16 protein-coding genes are annotated in these 17,747 nt (G+C 48.7%); 12 read left to right on the top strand and 4 right to left on the bottom strand.

Annotated features, from left to right (window positions below):
- Positions 1 to 99 precede the first annotated feature (99 nt).
- Positions 100 to 1,263 carry an FAD-dependent oxidoreductase gene (locus tag Q0698_RS01605; RefSeq protein WP_298633067.1) on the top strand — a complete coding sequence of 388 codons (1,164 nt, stop codon included), beginning with the start codon at positions 100 to 102 and terminating at the stop codon, positions 1,261 to 1,263.
- A 61-nt stretch (positions 1,264 to 1,324) separates the two neighbouring features.
- Positions 1,325 to 1,867 (top strand): phosphoglycerate mutase family protein, encoded by a 543-nt coding sequence (locus tag Q0698_RS01600; RefSeq protein WP_298633065.1) that lies wholly within the window; start codon positions 1,325 to 1,327, stop codon positions 1,865 to 1,867.
- A gap of 53 nt (positions 1,868 to 1,920) precedes the next feature.
- On the opposite strand, the gene Q0698_RS01595 is transcribed toward Q0698_RS01600, so the two are convergent.
- Both Q0698_RS01595 and Q0698_RS01590 read right to left on the bottom strand, forming a co-directional pair.
- Positions 1,921 to 3,906, bottom strand: a complete 1,986-nt coding sequence (locus tag Q0698_RS01595; RefSeq protein ID WP_298633063.1) for a tetratricopeptide repeat-containing sulfotransferase family protein — start codon at positions 3,904 to 3,906, stop codon at positions 1,921 to 1,923.
- 55 nt (positions 3,907 to 3,961) lie between these two features.
- Positions 3,962 to 6,538 (bottom strand): TonB-dependent receptor, encoded by a 2,577-nt coding sequence (locus Q0698_RS01590; RefSeq protein ID WP_298633061.1) that lies wholly within the window; start codon positions 6,536 to 6,538, stop codon positions 3,962 to 3,964.
- Between the two features lie 531 nt (positions 6,539 to 7,069).
- Between Q0698_RS01590 and Q0698_RS01585 the strand changes: the two genes are divergently transcribed.
- From Q0698_RS01585 to acs, 9 genes are all read left to right on the top strand, one after another.
- On the top strand, positions 7,070 to 7,408 hold the full coding sequence (locus Q0698_RS01585) for a zinc ribbon domain-containing protein YjdM (RefSeq protein WP_298633059.1): 339 nt from the start codon (positions 7,070 to 7,072) through the stop codon (positions 7,406 to 7,408).
- Positions 7,409 to 7,516: 108 nt separating this feature from the next.
- Positions 7,517 to 7,735, top strand: a complete 219-nt coding sequence (locus Q0698_RS01580) for a VF530 family protein (protein WP_298633057.1) — start codon at positions 7,517 to 7,519, stop codon at positions 7,733 to 7,735.
- Positions 7,736 to 7,786: 51 nt separating this feature from the next.
- Positions 7,787 to 8,056 (top strand): hypothetical protein, encoded by a 270-nt coding sequence (locus Q0698_RS01575; RefSeq protein WP_298633055.1) that lies wholly within the window; start codon positions 7,787 to 7,789, stop codon positions 8,054 to 8,056.
- A gap of 241 nt (positions 8,057 to 8,297) precedes the next feature.
- Positions 8,298 to 8,744: a 30S ribosomal protein S6 gene (gene rpsF / locus Q0698_RS01570; protein ID WP_298633053.1), complete on the top strand. Its 447-nt coding sequence runs from the start codon at positions 8,298 to 8,300 to the stop codon at positions 8,742 to 8,744.
- 11 nt (positions 8,745 to 8,755) lie between these two features.
- Entirely contained in the window at positions 8,756 to 8,986 is a 231-nt protein-coding gene (rpsR, locus tag Q0698_RS01565; RefSeq protein WP_121875657.1) for a 30S ribosomal protein S18, read from the top strand.
- 46 nt (positions 8,987 to 9,032) lie between these two features.
- A complete protein-coding gene (gene rplI, locus Q0698_RS01560; RefSeq protein ID WP_298633047.1) occupies positions 9,033 to 9,479 on the top strand; it encodes a 50S ribosomal protein L9 in 447 nt (148 codons plus the stop codon).
- 79 nt (positions 9,480 to 9,558) lie between these two features.
- Positions 9,559 to 10,941 carry a replicative DNA helicase gene (gene dnaB / locus Q0698_RS01555; protein ID WP_298633045.1) on the top strand — a complete coding sequence of 461 codons (1,383 nt, stop codon included), beginning with the start codon at positions 9,559 to 9,561 and terminating at the stop codon, positions 10,939 to 10,941.
- A gap of 9 nt (positions 10,942 to 10,950) precedes the next feature.
- Positions 10,951 to 11,799, top strand: coding sequence for a pantoate--beta-alanine ligase (gene panC, locus Q0698_RS01550; RefSeq protein WP_298633043.1), 849 nt, complete (start codon positions 10,951 to 10,953; stop codon positions 11,797 to 11,799).
- Between the two features lie 261 nt (positions 11,800 to 12,060).
- Positions 12,061 to 13,998: an acetate--CoA ligase gene (gene acs, locus Q0698_RS01545; protein ID WP_298633041.1), complete on the top strand. Its 1,938-nt coding sequence runs from the start codon at positions 12,061 to 12,063 to the stop codon at positions 13,996 to 13,998.
- Here acs and Q0698_RS01540 read toward each other — a convergent pair.
- The gene (locus Q0698_RS01540; protein ID WP_298633039.1) at positions 13,988 to 14,647 is read right to left on the bottom strand and encodes an NAD(P)H-binding protein; all 660 of its coding nucleotides are present in this window, start codon (positions 14,645 to 14,647) and stop codon (positions 13,988 to 13,990) included. The genes acs and Q0698_RS01540 overlap by 11 nt on opposite strands.
- A gap of 121 nt (positions 14,648 to 14,768) precedes the next feature.
- On the opposite strand from Q0698_RS01540, the gene waaA reads away from it, so the two are divergent.
- Positions 14,769 to 16,028 (top strand): lipid IV(A) 3-deoxy-D-manno-octulosonic acid transferase, encoded by a 1,260-nt coding sequence (gene waaA, locus Q0698_RS01535; protein ID WP_298633037.1) that lies wholly within the window; start codon positions 14,769 to 14,771, stop codon positions 16,026 to 16,028.
- 233 nt (positions 16,029 to 16,261) lie between these two features.
- On the opposite strand, the gene Q0698_RS01530 is transcribed toward waaA, so the two are convergent.
- Entirely contained in the window at positions 16,262 to 17,620 is a 1,359-nt protein-coding gene (locus tag Q0698_RS01530; protein ID WP_298633035.1) for a TolC family outer membrane protein, read from the bottom strand.
- Between the last annotated feature and the right edge of the window lie 127 nt (positions 17,621 to 17,747).

Below are 17,747 nucleotides of genomic sequence, written 5' to 3'. Positions count from 1 at the left end.
ACCCAAGGCCATTCAACCGCATTTTCGACCATTGATAAAAATGTCGAGCGTAGGAGCTAATAGGCTGCTAAATTTAAGGTATCAAAGGGGAGTTTTCTGGTGCCTAATAAATCAAAAAATGCGATAAAGATTGGTGTCGTCGGCGGTGGTATAAACGGACTGTGTATTGCTCGCGAGCTTGCACTTAAAGGTAACGCCGTAACGCTTATTGAACGTGCCGAACTTGGGCAGGCAACTTCGTCGGCTTCATCTAGGATGCTTCACGGAGGGCTGCGGTACTTAGAACACGGGCAGCTGCGATTTGTCTACCATGCGCTGATGGAACGCTCCAGTTGGCTTAAACGCTACCCGCAGCACACGCGGGTAGTCGAGAATTTCATCCCCATCCACCGCAATCAAACTCGCAGTCGTTGGCTAATTGGCGCCGGAGTAAAACTCTACCAGTGGCTAAGCGGGCGATATTCACTGGGTGCTAGTCGCTGGTGGAGTCGCTATCAGTACATGACCCGCTTTCCCGATGCAAAACATGGCGATTTAGTGGGGGCGTGGAGTTACTTTGACGTCATGATGGACGATCAAGCGCTGATGATGGAAATTATTAGCGAGCTTAAAACTTTGGGCGTAACGATCAAGACACAGTGTGTAGTGAGCCGTCTTAGTGTTGATGGTGAGGTGGAATTGCTTGAAGGCGAGAACCTGCATTTTGATAAGGTGGTTAACGCGGCCGGCCCATGGGCAAGTAACATCCTGAGGACTTCGGGGATTAGCAGTCGCTTTCATTTGGATTACGTTCGTGGCAGTCATTTGATCATTGATAGGCAGATAGCTCATGGCGTGGTGCTACAGGATGATGCGAAACGCGTAGTTTTTGCGCTGCCTCTCGACGGTAAAACTCTCTTTGGTACTACTGAGGTGAGCCAAGCTGGCCCGGCCAATACGGGAATTAGCGCGGATGAAAAGAGCTATCTGAGTCAGATTTACAATCGCTATTTCAAACGAGCCTTAAGTCCTGACGATGTGGTGGCGACGACCTCTGGAGTTAGACCTATTGTGCAATCCGGTGAGGGTATGTCTAAAGCTTCACGTGAAGCAGAGATTGAAGTGGTTGGAAGGTTATGTAATGTCTTTGGTGGCAAATGGACCTCGGCGCCAAGCTTGGCGATAGACGTTGCAAGTAAAGTTGCCATGATACCGGTGGCGTCCCCGCCCGAGGATGGTGTGAAATCCAGCTTAGCTAACACGACACGACCCTCAGTGTCGTAGCGAAGACTTTCGCTATCTGGACCAAGAGCGTAAAGTAACACCCCCACTAACGAGGATTAAAATGGACCTTTTTCACGTATTCGTACAAGGCCTGTTCCGAAAATTATCGCTGAAGCTTTCACTATCCCGCGTCGCGTTAGCGGCAATGAGTTTATCGATGATGGTCCCCGCGGACGTAGCGGCCGATATCTACCTCGTTCGGCATGCAGAAAAACTGGAAGGCGAGGATCCGGGCCTTACCGATTGTGGTAGGCAACGCGCCCAGTGGTTGGCGTTATACTTTTCGTCAGTTCCGATCACGGCAGTCTTCACTACGCCCTATCTGCGAACGCGCGAAACGGCTGCTCCCGTCGCTCAGGATCATCATTTAACACTGCAAGAATATAACCCAAGGGATCTCGCAAGTTTTTCCCGCGCTCTGGCTACGTATGAGGGAGATGTGTTAGTAGTGGGCCATTCCAATACCACTCCGCAGCTATTTAGGTTAATTACCTCCGGCAAGGTAGAAGATCTGGATGAGAGTCAGTACGACCGTTTGTATCGAATCGATGATGACGGGGACTGGCAGCTAGAACTGCAGTCTTTTGAATGTATCGTTAATTAGCGAATTCTCCGAGTCGATACAACCTTAATAAGTGCTCGCGGAGCCTCTGAATTCTAATCCAGATAAGCCCTGCCCAGCGCATTCTTTAATTCACCTAACCATGGTTCGAAGTTACGCCATTGGTCAACCCCTTGACGGTAAATAGGCTTTCGCACCTGTTCAGAACTGGCGGTTCGTACTGAGCGCTGATTACTGTGGAAGTCTATACAGGTCGCTTCAAAGGGTAGTTCGCAGTAGTTTAGAATAGACTGTACTTGGCCAGCTAAATCATCTACCACGTCTTCGTAGTTCACGGTCAAAATCTCACCCGGGTAAATGCTGTGCCAGTGATCCATTAGGCGAATATAATCAGCGTAATAGTGGCCAATATCTGCCAGGGAATAGGAGAACTCTTGGCCTTCAGCGAATAATTGTTTGAAACCAGAGAAGCAACAGGCCATGGGATGACGTCGAGCGTCAATAATTTTTGCGTTGGGTAGAATGCTTTTAATTAAGCCAATGTGACGGAAGTTGTTCGGCATCTTATCAATAAAGAAGGGCGCGTCCTCACGGTGCACCTGAGTGTCGTCAATATAAGCTTGGCCAAATGCTCTGAGTTCATCAGCTGAAAGATCCTTAATGCACTCGGGATAATTCCCCGCCGGATTCTGATCGGTACCGCGTCTAAGTTGATGAACCAGTGCGAGGATGTTCGGTAGCTCTAGCGTGCCGTCAACTTGACTGTGCGAGGCTAAGATTTGTTCTAGCAAAGTAGAACCAGCTCGGGGTAGACCTACGATAAAGATAGGATCATTTGCTTGGGCGCCGAGTTGAGTGGATGTGTTCGCAAACTTGAAGTCGATATTGGCTATTTGACGGTCCACTTCATCAGTAATTGCGTCGCCGCGATAATTAGACTGCTGCTTCTTAAGTTCACAACCCTGCGAGTAATAATTGAAGGATTCGCTAAAGGCCTCTCTATCCTCCATTGCCTTGCCAAGAGCGAAACTCAAATAGGTTTGATCAATGCCGGCGAGTTCCTGGCGCTTAGTCATCAATTCCTTCATTTGCGCAACTTCATCATCACTAAAATCAATCATCTTAAGATTGGCGAGTGAATACCAAGCCTCACCATGTTCAGGCTTCGCTTCAATTGCTTGGCGATAACAGGCAACGGCTTCGGCTTGCTGGCCCTTGGTTTTTAATGCATGAGCCTTAGATACCAGTGTAATGGGGTCATTAGGTTGCTTAAGAAGAATAATATTGAACATCGCAATCGCTTCATCGTAGCGGCTAACTTGCATGAGCTCTATAGCGTAGATGGCTTGACATTGACTGTTGTCGGGGAATGCCTGATGAAGCTTATTGCTCTCAGCTAGAGCGGCCTCGTATTTCTGACGTTTGCGAAGTAACTGCACGTACTCGGTGCGAACTCTAAGGTTCTCAGGTGCCCAAGTTGCGGCGTGCTCGAGTAAGGTCTCGGCGTCGTCCATCGCGCCAAGCTTAATGCCAATCTCGGCTAATAGCCGCATCGCTTCGATATTCTTGGGTTGCTTAGATAAAACGAGACGACAAAGTTTCTCTGCCTTGACGTAGCGACCTTCGTTGCAGTGGTCTAGCGCGACTTGAAGGGGTTTTACTAAGCTTGATAGATAGTTGACTTGCTGTTGGGAGATCTGCGCTGCAACGAGGTCACCACGACGCTGTTCGGCGCGGGTCATTTCGGTCCATGCTGCAACTAATGCATTGTTGTGGCGCACGGCAAGTTGGTAAAAATGATAGGCGGAATCTAATTGATCCTGATCTCTGAGTTGGTGTGCCTTTTCTTGATAGGCTCTGCCAAAACTTGGATCTTTACTGAGGAGCTGGTCAATAAGTTGCTGTGCAATATCGAACTGACGGTCGTAACGTGCCGCTACAGCGCCTAGGTATAATAAATGAGGATCATCGGGAAAAAGAACTAGCGCTTGCTCGGCTTGACGAATCGCAGTTTGGTATTGTTTAGCGCGCAGTAATTGCTCGAGTTGTTGGTGTGTCTCAGCTAGGTCCAGGTTGTTCAAGTGTAACTCCGAGAAAGTCATGTGCCGCAGTATCTGCGGCACATGGACTAGTGATTTAGAATGAGTAGCTCATTCTAACACCAATCGTGCGAGGGCGAGCGTAATTGATGCGCGCGCGGTCGAAGTTGAAATTACCGGAAATTTCGGCCTTCTCATCGCTAAGATTGTCAATGTAGCCTTCAAGGGTCCACTCGTCGGCGCTCACGCCGGCCGTTAGTCCCAACAGCATCCAAGAATCTAGTTCTAAGCGGTTGATATCAATGATATCCGTATACACCGTGTCAGAATAAGAAGCGTGTGGCATAACGTGGGCAGTGAAGTTCTCGAAAACCGGCCACTCATAGCGAGCCGAGAGGGTAACCTGAAGTTCTGGTGCGAAAGCCAGTGAGTCGCCTTTGTTTACGTCGTCAGTTGGCGTCAATACTTCGGTGATTTCAGTATCGAGCATTGAGAATGAGGCATTAACCATCAATCCTTCAATGTTCAATGGAGCCCAAACTACATCGCCTTCAAGACCAAAAACTTCGGCATTCGCTGCGTTATCCGCAAAGAATAAGTTGGTGATTGATGGGTCGAAAATAGTAGTTTGTAGGCGACTGATATCAACGAAGAATAAGCTACCATTGAAGCGAACTGTGCGATCTAGCCACTCAGTTTTCCAACCGAATTCATAGTTCTTCACCTCATCGGTATCGAGCGCGAACGGCACCGTGAAACCCTGCCCGTTTGAAGCACCGCCAGGGCGGTTCAATAGGCCTGGGCGGAAACCTTCTGAAAAGGTTGCATAATAAAGAGCGTCATCCATTGGGCGCCAGTTTAAGGTAGCCTTAAAAATGGTGCCGGAGGTGTGGGCTTTGTCTGGTGCGTTTAATGCCGCGACCACATATGCTGGCGTATTGGCATCAACAGTATCCGGAGTATAGGTGGTTTGGTTGCCGCTACAATCCCTGCGGTCAGTGAACTCACCGTCGCCATTGTATAGATCGCTGATATCGGTGCCATAGGCCTCCATATCTTCTGTGAAGAACAGGGCGCGATTACAGAAAGATGAGTTTGCGCTACCTTCCATATCTACACTGACGTCATAGTAACGAGCGCCTAAGATGGCGGATAGGGTATCACTTAAATCGAAGGTGACTTCACCGAAAATGCCATACTGTTCATCGGTACGAAGAATGTCGTTTCGGAAGATAACCCCTGGCGGGAACGCACCGGCATCTGAACGATATCCGGTATCAAAGGCATAGTTATCTACGAACCCTAAACCACCGTCAATATAAATTGAGTTGGCATAGTCGAAATCGTTAAATTCCTTCAGCTCAAGATCGCTATAAAACAAACCTGCAGTTGCTCGAATCGAGGCAGTTTGATCCGTGCTAATACGGAATTCGTGGGTTTGAACTGTGGTTTCGCTGGTCACGTCAACCAGTAGATTAGGCGCCTGACAGGTGCCGACCGGACCTGCAGCTCCAGGATAAACCACACTGTAATCACACAGGTAGTAGGGCAGGTACTGACCTACGAAGAGGTAGTCTGTGTAGTCAACGGTTTGTTCGGTGTTGCGACTGGTGTACGCACCGGTGTAGACCATTTCTAGGTCCGCGAATTCGCCCGTCAAGGTCCAGTTATAGTTATCAAATGAATCTTCAAGCTGGTTATCCGTAAAGCTGGCGATCTCATAGTCATCCAACTCAGGATCAGCTGAGAACACGCCATCCGCTTCAATCGTTTGCGTACCAAAGCCTAGAAGTAGCTCCCAGTTCTCGGCAATGTCGAACAGCGCGCTAACGCGAGCCCCTTCGTACACAACGCCATTAAAGTCTTCTTCAACAAACTCGGCATTATCAGCCTGAAGAAAATCAACGTTGCTTAGGTCTTGCCCCGCCTGAAACCCACCGCGACCGGCGCTAACTGGAACACCATTGGCGCGAACGGTACCTGCCGAGCGGAATCGACCGCTATCAGATAGGTCAATCGTTGACGCTACGTTATCAATGTATCCGCCTTGGTCATCGCGATAGAGTACCGCTCGGACTGTCAGGCCATCACTGATGGGAAGGTTATACATAACTTCTACATTATTGCTTGCGTCACCGCCACTCGTACTCGCGGCGCCCAACTTAAGCTTACCGTATTGATCTGTAGGGTCCGGTTTGTTGGTAATCAAGCGCATCAGACCAGCCTGTGAGCTAGCACCAAAAAGCGTGCCTTGTGGGCCTGATAGAACTTCGACTCGAGACATGTCTGCCGCGTAAACATCTAAGTTACGTCCAGGCTGAGACAGTGGTTGTTCATCTAAGTAAAGCGCAACGTTAGGCGCTAAACCTGCCACACCGGCGGTGGTAAGGTTGGGAGTGGTAGAAGCTACACCGCGAATGTAAACGGTATTCTGTCCAGGACCGCTACCGCCAGCTGTAACGCCGGGTAAATGGACTAGGTAGTCAGTGAAATTTGAAATGCCGAACTGTTCAAGAGACTCTTCGGTGATAGCTTCTACCGCCACAGGTACGTCCTGTGCGTTTTCGGCTCGCTTTGTTGCAGTCACCACGACCTCTTCAATTTGAGCGTGTGTATTGGCCATTAGGCCAATAGTCACCATGCCAATTGCTTGGCTTAGCGTTGTCTTACGCATGTAATCCCCCTCGGATTTCATTGAGTAGCTAATGTTCGCTTGGATTAGTTTTATTTGTTATCAGTTGAATTATATTGAACTCTAATTAAAATTTCAGCTATTACTTCAGTTTTAGTACGAATAACTACCTAGGTTAGTTGCAATGGACTTCGTAGATTTATCTTTGATTCCAGTAATGACGGTGTATTCGGAGAAGAATTTCAGCATCGCTGTCAAACTTAAGTGATGAGTAAATAGTTTGTATTCTATTTGAGTTAGTCCTTTGGTGGTTCAATTAGCCATGAATCCAGCAGAACTCTAACTAATTATGGTGTCGAAGATGATAAAACCGCATTTGCCAAATAGCGACCTTGCAGGCACGTCGTTAGCCTAGATGAGATGAATGACGAACGTCGCTTAGCTTGGGATGGTATTTGGGTAGCTGGCATAGTGTGAAGTGGCCAAATCAGCTACACTCTCTAACATTGAATGATTTGCCTAACCGTCATACATCGGTCACCGCTATGGAACTGATTTAACCAAGGATTTGTCATGAGTGACACGCTACCTCCCTGCCCTCAGTGCAGTTCAGAATATGTCTATCAAGACCAGGCGCTATTTATCTGCCCTGAATGTGGACACGAATGGGACCCTAACGCCCCAGATGAAGACGCTATTTCTCTTAAGGACGCCGTGGGTAATGCGTTGGCTGAAGGCGATAAAGTAACGCTGATTAAAGATCTGAAAGTGAAAGGAAGCTCTACGGTACTCAAGGTAGGTACCAAGGCCGTCATTAAGCGCTTCGTGGATGGTGATCATGATATTGACTGTAAAGTTGATGGTTCAGGCGCCATGATGTTGAAGTCAAAATTTGTACGTAAGTCGAACTAACCATCGTTTTGGATAGCGAAGTGTAGGGGCTGAGTTCTCAGTCGTCGCTATCAAGCTCTGTTAGGGTGCAGTCATTCTGCTGGGGCTTGTTAATGGAGGAGTGCTTGGATGACCAATGAACAGCCTAACAATCCGCTGCATGGGATTACCTTAGAAGCGTTATTACGTAGTCTTGTGGAGCACTACCATTGGCAAGGGCTTGCTGAGAGAATTAACATCAACTGCTTTAAGAGTGATCCTTCTATTAAGTCGTCATTGAAGTTTCTTCGGCGTACGCCGTGGGCGCGCGAGAAAGTGGAAGCGTTATATCTTAATACTTTTTGCTAATCGGGGAGTGAGATCGTCACTCGGGTTGTTCGCCTCTTAAGGTCACGGGCTATGTTATTGCGAATTAGACATTACAGTTTTTCGATCTTGCTGGCAGCGGTGGTGACTATCGCTAGTCTCAATGGCTGTGTTTATCATGAGTATGATCCAGAAAATGAGTCTGACTACGCGCAGTTTTGGTGCGAGCCTGCCAATCGCGCTGCGATTCAGGGTTATCGACCGCCCGAGCCCGGTGAAGACCTAGACGTCAGTTATCAGCAATGTATGGAAACTTACCGAGATCAACTCCCTCCCGAAATCCAGGCTGAGAAGTCAGATTAGTCACTCATAGACTTCAGTGCAGTCGGGTGCAGAGGATTGTGTCTGTTTCAATACTCACGCTTACTGACGCCAATTCTAGGATAGGCGAAATTCCCTAGCTTCGACCTTGGTTGAAACTTGCACATTATCCTCAAATGCCTTAATATCGCGCGCCTTGATAGCCGTAATGGTTCGGTTATCTCTCCTTGCCTACGTTCTCCATGGTTGAGTTCGCAGGCTGTTTAATCCGTAAGGAGCTACAATGCGTCACTACGAAATCGTATTTCTGGTACACCCAGATCAAAGCGAACAGGTGCCTGCTATGATCGAGCGCTACACAGCTAGCATCGAGAAAGATGGCGGCCAGGTTCACCGTCTTGAAGATTGGGGTCGTCGTCAGATGGCATACTCAATCAACAAGATTCACAAAGCACATTACGTTCTAATGAACGTTGAATGTACGCTTGAAGCACTAGAAGAGCTTACTACTAACTTCCGTTACAATGACGCTGTTTTGCGTAACATGGTTGTTAGCATGAACGAAGCTGTTACTGGTGAATCTCCAATCGCCAAGAGCGAAAAAGAATCTCGTGATCGTAAGAAGGTTTCTGACCGTCCACGTCGCGAACGAACTGAAGCACCTGCAGAAGCAGCAACTGAAGCACCAGCTCCAGCCGCTGAGACGCCTGCAGCCGAAGGCGAAGAATAAGGAGAGTTAAAATGGCACGTTTTTTCCGTCGTCGTAAGTTCTGCAAATTCACCGCTGAAGGTGTGAAGCAGATCGACTATAAAGATTTAGACACTCTTAAAGCTTATGTCTCTGAGACTGGCAAGATTGTCCCAAGCCGTATCACCGGCACTAAGGCTAAATACCAGCGTCAGTTGGCGACCGCTATCAAACGCGCTCGTTACTTGGCTCTTTTGCCTTACACGGATGCGCACAAGCGTTAATTCTAGAGCTCGCCATGCGGCGACATAACTTAAAAGGATATTCACCATGCAAGTGATTCTTTTAGAAAAAGTTGGCAAGCTGGGCTCTATCGGTGACCAAGTGAATGTTAAATCGGGCTTCGCTCGTAACTTCCTGTTCCCGTTCGGCAAAGCTGTTCCAGCTAACGCAACTAACGTTGCTGAATTTGAAACACGTCGTGCAGAACTAGAAGCAGCAGCGGCAGCTAAATTAGCTGAAGCTGAAGCTCGCGCTGTACAGCTAAATGAATTGACTCTTACCCTCGAAGCCAATGCTGGTGACGAAGGTAAGCTATTCGGTTCAATTGGTAACCGTGATATCGCTGACGCAGCAGTTGCTGCTGGCGTAGCTATTGAAAAGTCTGAAGTTCGCATGCCGGAAGGCCCACTACGCGAAATCGGTACTTTCGAAGTAGCTATTCAGGTTCACACTGAAGTATCTGCGACTATCACTGTTGTGGTAGCTGCTGAGTAATATTTTTGTTTTAAAAAGCAGAAATTTACTTCAAAATCAGGCACTCTTAGGAGTGCCTTTTTTGTATCTGGGAAACTAAATGGAAGATTACGAAGTTGAAGCGCCGTTAACCGAGCGCCCCTCACTACCCCATTCAGAGGAAGCTGAAGTTGCCGTTATCGGTGGATTGATGATTGAGAATGGTCATCTTGATAACGTGATGGAAGTGGTAACTGAGGATGACTTCTTTATTGATCGTCATCGATTGATCTTCAGCGCCATGCAAAGTCTGCATGAGCGTTCGCAACCGTTTGACATCATCACGCTGTCGGAGTCCCTTGATGCTCGCGATGAGCTGGGTCGTGCTGGTGGTTTAGTTTACCTCTCGGAAATGGCCGAGAGTACTCCTTCTACTTCAAATATTATGGCGTACGCGAACATTGTTCGTGAGCGCGCAACCGTTCGGCAGCTGATTACTGCGGCTAATGAGATCTCTCGTACTAGTTTAGCGCCGGCTGGGATGGATTCAGATTCACTCCTTCAGTTAGCAGAACGTAAAGTTGCCGATATTGCAGAGAATCGACCCAAGCAGGGTGGCTGGTTAGATGCCAAAGAACTACTAGATAAGTCAGTAGAAAAAATTACCGAATTATTTGAGTCAGAGGACGGGCTGACGGGTTTGTCCACAGGTTGGGATAGCCTTGATGATATGACCTCAGGTTGGCAGGATCAGGACTTGGTGATCATTGCTGCTCGTCCATCGATGGGTAAAACCACGCTCGCGATGAACACCGTTGAGAAGGCGGCCTTAAGTCAGTCACAGCCGGTTTGTGTGTTTAGCTTAGAGATGCCGGCGGAACAGTTGATGATGCGAATGTTGGCTTCGGTGGGGCGGATAGATCAAACGCGAATTCGTACTGGGCAATTGGAACATGATGATTGGCCAAAGCTTACGGCTGCGATTGAGCAGCTTCGCGATACCAAATTGTTTATTGATGATACCCCGGGCCTGTCACCTGCTGATATCCGTGCGCGTCTGCGTAGGATTGAGCGCGAGCATGGCAAGGTGGCCATGGTGATGGTGGATTACCTTCAGTTGATGCGAATTTCTGGCTTTAGCGAAGGTCGTACTCAAGAGATTTCCGAGATTTCTCGGTCCCTAAAAGCCATTGCTCGAGAGTTTAAGTGCCCTATGTTGGCGCTGAGTCAGCTCAACCGCTCCTTGGAGCAGCGTCCGAATAAACGGCCGGTTAACTCAGATTTGCGCGAATCCGGAGCAATTGAGCAGGATGCTGATATCATTATGTTCATCTATCGAGATGAGGTATACAACGAAGATAGTCCTGATCGCGGCGTGGCCGAATTGATTATTGGTAAACAGCGTAATGGTCCTATTGGCACCACGCGTGTCGCCTTCGTTGGTAAGCTCTCTCGTTTCGAAAATCTCTCGCCAGATCAATACGGCGGGGACTACGACGAGTAACACAACGCTATGAAAGTAATCGAATCCATCTCCGAACTGCGTTCGGCACTAGCAACGTATCGTGGGCAGGGCAAACGCGTCAGTTTTGTGCCGACCATGGGCAATCTTCATGAAGGGCACTTGCAGTTAGTTCGCTTAGCTCGGGAGCATTCTGATGTGGTGGTGGCGAGTATTTTCGTCAACCCGCTGCAGTTTGGGTTAAACGAAGACTGGGAGCAGTATCCTCGTACATTCGAACCCGACTGTGAAAAATTGGAGTCTGCAGCCTGTGACTTCCTGTTGTACCCGAAGGAAACTGAAGTCTACCCAACGGGTATGGCAAATCAGACGCGGGTTAGTGTGCCGACAATGACTGATATCCTCTGTGGTGCCAGTCGCCCCGGTCACTTTGAGGGGGTGACCACTATCGTGGCTAAGCTCTTTAATATGGTTCAACCCGATGTGGCCATTTTTGGCATTAAGGATTACCAGCAGTTAGCTGTAATTCGTAAGATGACCACGGATTTATGTTTGCCTATCGAGATTGTGGCAGCCCCAATTGCTCGGGATCATGACGGTTTGGCGCTTTCTTCGCGAAACGGCTATCTTGATGAATATGAGCGACCCGTTGCCGCAGAAGTTTATCAGAGTTTGTGTCTTGCCAAGGGAATGCTCGACGAAGGCCGGAGAGACTTTGGTGCAATTGAACAGGCGGCTGAGGCGCATTTGATTAATAGCGGGATGCGTATTGACTACTTTAGTATCCGTCGCAATCATGACTTAGAGCCTGCTGGCCTTGATGATCGTAATCTCGTAGTGCTAGTGGCGGTTTATTTAGGTAATACACGTCTCATTGATAATATCGAAATTAGCCTGTAATCCAATTGGTTATCAGTTAAGTTCCTATCTGTAATAAAATTACAAATAGATCTAATTCCCATTTCTTCTTCACACCGTATGCCTTGTAGCTTGATGATTCAGATTGCTTGAACAACTAGCCTGTAGACATTTTGTGTCATTGCTAGTGTCACGACATTATGACTATAAATTCTTGTAAATTTATTACAGCTGGCTTTTAAAATTGATCAATTTTCGTTATATTGCTCCCCATAAGATAACAATAAATTGAGGTAATTCACGATGATTGCACACGCAATTCGTAAGGTATCTGAAGCGGATACAGCCAACACACACTGTGATCACTCGCGTTATGAAGCGATGTACGCTAAGTCGGTTAATGAGCCCGAAAAATTCTGGGCCGAACAGGCTGAGGAATTTCTGAGTTTTAGTCGCAAGTGGGATTCGGTAATGCGTCAGGACTTTGCTCAGGGCGAAGCGGCTTGGTTTGAAGGCGGCACACTAAACGTATCCGAAAACTGTATTGACCGTCATCTTCCTGAACGCGCTGATCAGACTGCACTGATTTGGGAGGGCGATAATCCTGAAGACAGCAAGCACATTAGCTATCAAATGCTGTCCGACGAAGTGAATAAATTGGCGAACGTACTGCGCCAACGGGGTGTTGCCAAAGGTGATCGCGTCTGTATATATATGCCAATGATTCCTGAGGCAACCTACGCAATGTTAGCGTGTGCCCGAATTGGCGCAATTCACTCCGTTGTCTTCGGTGGTTTCTCTCCTGAGGCGCTGAAGGATCGAATCAATGATGCCACGTGTAGCGCATTAATCACTGCTGATGAAGGTGTTCGCGGTGGGCGCCAGGTGCCGCTTAAAGTCAATGCTGACCTAGCATTGGAAAGTTGCCCTAGTGTCCATACAAGCATCGTGGTGCAGCGCACCGGTGCGGATGTAGCGTGGAATGACGACCGTGATGTGTGGTATCACGAGGCAACTGCGAAGGTGAGTACGCTTTGCGTGGCGGAACAAATGGCTGCGGAAGATCCGCTGTTTATTCTGTATACGTCCGGCTCCACTGGGACGCCTAAGGGCGTACTTCATACCACCGCCGGTTACCTGCTTCAGGCGGCAATGACTTTCAAATACACCTTCGATTATCAAGAGGGTGATGTGTATTGGTGTACCGCCGATGTAGGTTGGGTTACCGGCCACTCATATATCGTTTACGGCCCACTGGCTAACGGTGCAACGTCATTAATGTTTGAAGGTGTGCCAACTTACCCTGATGCAGGGCGCTGCTGGGATATCTGCGATAAGCATAATGTGGCTATATTTTACACGGCCCCTACCGCCATTCGAGCACTCATGGGCGCTGGGAACGAATATGTAACTCGCTCAAGTCGCAAGAGCTTGCGTCTATTGGGTACGGTAGGAGAGCCTATCAACCCCGAAGCGTGGCAGTGGTACCACGACGTAGTGGGTGAGACTCGTTGTCCAATCGTTGATACTTGGTGGCAAACGGAAACGGGTGCGCACATGCTAACGCCGCTACCTGGTGCTACGGACCTAAAACCGGGCTCGGCAACGCGTCCATTCTTTGGTGTCATACCTGCGTTGTTAGACGGAGACGGTAAAGAGGTAGAAGGTCCGGGCGAAGGTTCTCTTGTTATTAAGAACACGTGGCCAAGCCAGATCCGCTCTGTTTACGGTGATCACAAGCGTTGTATCGATACCTACTATACCACTTACCCGGGCTACTACTTTGCGGGCGACGGTGCTCGCCGGGATGAAGATGGCTACTACTGGATTACTGGTCGCGTTGATGATGTCTTAAACGTTTCCGGTCACCGGATGGGTACTGCAGAAGTAGAAAGCGCATTGGTTGAGCACACTTCGATTAACGAAGCTGCCGTGGTTGGCTACCCTCATGACATCAAAGGTCAGGGCATCTATGCCTACGTGACCCTGATGACCGGTGCAGAAGTTACTGACGAACTCCAACAGGAGCTTCGCCAAATCTGCACTCAGGAAATTGGTGCGATTGCGAAGCCAGACATCATTCAAATTGCGCCGGGACTGCCGAAAACACGCTCTGGGAAGATTATGCGCCGTATTTTGCGCAAGGTAGCGTGCAATGAGATTGATACCTTAGGAGATACTTCAACCCTTGCAGACCCTTCCGTGGTCGACGCAATTATTGAGGGGCGGGTTAATCGCTAGCCTTCCCAAGTTGCTGAATCTGAGTTGATGAAATAGTGCCGTTAAGGCGCTTTTCATCGGCGCTAAGCATGGCGTGTGCCAGTGTTTTGACAGGCACGCGTCGAATACCAGCGAAGAGCGGTAGCCAGTCAAAGATCGCGATAATTCGTGCCGCCCACTTCTCTCCAAACCGCTCATCACTTCGCGTAGCTTGGGTCAGTATACTTGGTCGGTAAATGGTCAGAATAGGTAGTTTGAGCGATTGAAAATAATCCTCAGTTTCGCCCTTTATGCGTGAATAGAAGCTCATAGCGCTGCGATTTGCGCCTACAGCACTAATTAGGTGAACCTGCTTAACTTGGTGATCTAAGCACCACTTACCTACCGCGCAGATGAGATCTAAATCAATACGCTTGAACGCCGCTTTGCTGCCTGCGTTAGCAAGCGTGGTTCCCAGACAGATGAAGACACTATCAGGTGAACCCGCTAGTTCGCTCACGGATTCAGGTGATAATTCGCTAACAATTTGCTCAGTCACTCCGGCCGGCCGTTCGGCCAGTGGTCGACGATTAATACACACCACCTCACTAAAATTCTGCTGTTCGACGATGAGTGTGATAAGAGCTTGTCCGGTGGCGCCCGTGGCGCCAAAAATCCATGCGGTATTCATTTATATCTCCTAGCTTTAGCGCTACTAGAGCGCAAAAAGCTATCTACTGTCAACGAAGCGTTAGGCGCAGCCATCGATATTCGCTAAACTACCTCTATTCAACTAATTGACGGAAGCTCGAATGGGCCGCACATTTTACAGCATTTTAATAACCCTACTCTTGCCCGCTCTTGTTCTGAGGCTCTGGTTGAAGGGTCGTCAATCGCCGGCCTACCGAGCGCGTTGGTCCGAGCGGATGGGCTACAGCAAGTGCCCTCGTCCAGAAGGCTCCTTAGTCTGGTTTCATACCGTTAGTGTGGGTGAAACCATTGCCGCGGCGCCTTTAATTGAGGCGGTGATGGCGGACGAACGAGTGAATAGAGTGCTGATAACCACTACCACCCCAACGGGATCCGATCGGGTTAAGGCAATTTTTGGTGACCGGGTTGAACACGTCTATTGCCCTTGGGATACACCGGGCTGTGTAAAACGTTTTCTCCGTCATTGGGAGCCGACCATAGCGGTGATGATGGAAACTGAACTGTGGCCCAACCTCATTGCTGGTTTAGCACTTCGTTGTGTGCCTTCAGTGCTTGCTAATGCTCGTCTATCCGAGAAGTCTTCGCAAGGCTACGCAAAGCTGCCGCGAATCACGAAGCCAATGCTCACCAGCTTTGAGGCAATTTTAGCCCAGCATCACAGTGATGCACAGCGCTTCGTTGAGCTTGGAGCGCTGCCAGAGAAAGTACATGAGGTAGGTAGTGTTAAATTTGATATTAGGATTACGCCACCTCAGCTCAGCGCCGCCGAAGCACTCAAGCAACAATTTGGCGGTCGCTTCGTCTGGGTTGCAGCAAGCACTCACCGGGGAGAGGACGAGCAAATTATCGACGCTCATCTTGCGCTTCGCACGCTGGTTCCCGATGCGTTGCTAGTGTTGGTGCCTCGTCACCCAGAACGGTTCGATCAAGTCGCACAGCTGGCCGCTAAGTCAGCGCCTACCGTGAGGCGTTCATCTGGCAAGTTGCCCGAAGAGGTCACAGCGATCTATGTGGGCGATACCATGGGCGAAATGATGGTGCTTTTCGGTGCAAGCTCAGCGGCATTCGTTGGTGGCAGCCTCATCGAACATGGCGGTCACAATGTATTGGAGCCTGCAGTATGGGGAATCCCAGTAGTGAGTGGGCCGCATGTGCATAACTTTGAGGCTATTTGTACGGAGATGAGAGCCGCCGGAGCGCTTGAAATTGTTGCTAACAGTGCAGCTTTAGCTGAGTACTTGCAGTCCCTTGTGGCCGATGCGCGAATGTGTAAAGAGAAAGGTGATGGTTCGGCGGCGTTTTTAGACACTAAGCGTGGTGCGCTAGTGATGCAATTGCAATGCATACTCGCCTTGTTATAGGAATCAAATCTCAGTTTTAGTAGTTTTTTGGCTGTACCTATTACATTCCAATCAAGCAATCTTACCATGCTGTTATGAAGTGATTCTGACGGGGAGGCGCGTTCGGCATTAACGCACGAATATGAAGATAGCGTGAAAAAGGGGTCTTAGTTAATAACTAAGACCCCTTTTTTTACTTCGATCATTTACGCAAAACTGACGTAAGACAATCTCAATAGGATGAGACGAACAGTTTAGTACGATGAAAGATCAACGCGATTTAATTCATTTTCTGAGTCCAGCCAGTTATTCAAGCGCTGAATATCTTCAGGGCTCAAACTGCCTGCAACCTGCTTAAGTTGAAGTAGGGAAATGATATAGTCGAATCGCGCGTTACTGAAGTTAGACTGAGCGCGGAAAAGTGCCTGTTGAGCGTTCAACACATCAACAATATTTCGGGTGCCCACTTCATAGCCTGCCTGGGTAGCATCCAATGAGCTCTGTGCTGAAATGATTGCTTGCTTGCGCGCATCAACCGTTGCGACACCAGTAGTCGCGGTAAGATAGGTAGAGCGAGCTTGCTGAGTAACCGCACGCTGAGTACCTACGTGTCGCTCTTTCGCAGCGTTGAACTGCTCGTGAGCCTGGCGACTCGAGGCGTTCAAACCACCGCCAGCGAATAGCGGTATGCTTACGCTCAGTGTCGCAGTCCAGCCGTCAATATCAGTTTCCGAAGCAATAGGAGATTCAATCTCAGCGGTGGATTGCCCATAGTCGGCTGACAACGTTGCCTTCGGGCCTCTATTCCAGCTCGTAGCAGACGCGGTTCGCTCAGCAGCATTCATCTGTGCCATGGAAACCTTGAGGTTGAGATTGTTTTCTAACGATGCCGCTACCCAAGGTGTTGGTGAAGACGGAACGGGCTGAGTAATGGGGAACTCGGACATCAGCGGAGCTACACTCGATTCAGGTTGCCCTGTGATCGCTTCCAATGCTTCGAATTTCACCGCCACTTGGCCGTCAAGTTGAATGCGATTAGCAATGACTCCATCTAAGGTAGAGCGGGCTTCGTAAACATCGGTAATAGCGATTAAGCCAACATCATAGCGCTGTTGGGTTTGTTCGTACTGGCGCGTCAGAGCGGTTTCTTCGGCCTTAGAAGTTTCTAAGTCAGAAACGGCACGGAGTACATCAAGATATGCTTGAACTACCCGAACGATTAAGTCCTGTTGGTCAGCGGCAAATTGAGCTTCTGCCGAGACAGTGAGAAATTCGGAAGAGCGAAAGCTAAACCAACGGTTGGCATCGAAAACCGTCTGTGAAGCACTAACGCTCCAACCATAATTATCTGACTGGGATTGAGTGGTTATAGTGCCTTCTTCTCGCTCGCGATCAATCATCGTGTAATTCGCGGAAGCACTTACCTGAGGTAGTAAGCTAGAGAAACTAATATTTTCCTGCTCAATGTTAGCGCGGTAGGTAGCTTGAGCGGCACGCAGGGTTGGATCGTTTTCTAGAGCGCGTTGGTAAACTTCAATTAGGTCATCAGCTATGCTTAGGGGGCTAAGTGATACAAGTAGTGCAGTCGCAAGAGCTTTTCGCTTCAGTGCCATGTTTGTTGGTCCTTTCTGTAATTATCGTCCTAGTTTAGACGCTACACAGGTAAAATAGATGCAGTTGATATTTTATTTGTTTGTTATACCACACTTATACTCGTTAAGTGTACTGCGTTAATAACCT

This window comes from uncultured Umboniibacter sp. (genome assembly GCF_947497555.1).
Classification (GTDB): Bacteria; Pseudomonadota; Gammaproteobacteria; order Pseudomonadales; family DSM-25080; genus Umboniibacter.
Note: the sequence above shows the minus strand (reverse complement) of the source record. Positions and strands in the feature narration are given on the sequence as shown.

Coding starts and splice junctions, on each gene's coding strand:
- Q0698_RS01600 (WP_298633065.1), top strand. CDS start 1,325: ATGGACCTTTTTCACGTATTCGTACAAGGCCTGTTCCGAAAATTATCG.
- Q0698_RS01590 (WP_298633061.1), bottom strand. CDS start 6,538: ATGCGTAAGACAACGCTAAGCCAAGCAATTGGCATGGTGACTATTGGC.
- Q0698_RS01585 (WP_298633059.1), top strand. CDS start 7,070: ATGAGTGACACGCTACCTCCCTGCCCTCAGTGCAGTTCAGAATATGTC.
- Q0698_RS01580 (WP_298633057.1), top strand. CDS start 7,517: ATGACCAATGAACAGCCTAACAATCCGCTGCATGGGATTACCTTAGAA.
- Q0698_RS01575 (WP_298633055.1), top strand. CDS start 7,787: ATGTTATTGCGAATTAGACATTACAGTTTTTCGATCTTGCTGGCAGCG.
- rpsF (WP_298633053.1), top strand. CDS start 8,298: ATGCGTCACTACGAAATCGTATTTCTGGTACACCCAGATCAAAGCGAA.
- rpsR (WP_121875657.1), top strand. CDS start 8,756: ATGGCACGTTTTTTCCGTCGTCGTAAGTTCTGCAAATTCACCGCTGAA.
- rplI (WP_298633047.1), top strand. CDS start 9,033: ATGCAAGTGATTCTTTTAGAAAAAGTTGGCAAGCTGGGCTCTATCGGT.
- dnaB (WP_298633045.1), top strand. CDS start 9,559: ATGGAAGATTACGAAGTTGAAGCGCCGTTAACCGAGCGCCCCTCACTA.
- panC (WP_298633043.1), top strand. CDS start 10,951: ATGAAAGTAATCGAATCCATCTCCGAACTGCGTTCGGCACTAGCAACG.
- acs (WP_298633041.1), top strand. CDS start 12,061: ATGATTGCACACGCAATTCGTAAGGTATCTGAAGCGGATACAGCCAAC.
- Q0698_RS01540 (WP_298633039.1), bottom strand. CDS start 14,647: ATGAATACCGCATGGATTTTTGGCGCCACGGGCGCCACCGGACAAGCT.
- waaA (WP_298633037.1), top strand. CDS start 14,769: ATGGGCCGCACATTTTACAGCATTTTAATAACCCTACTCTTGCCCGCT.
- Q0698_RS01530 (WP_298633035.1), bottom strand. CDS start 17,620: ATGGCACTGAAGCGAAAAGCTCTTGCGACTGCACTACTTGTATCACTT.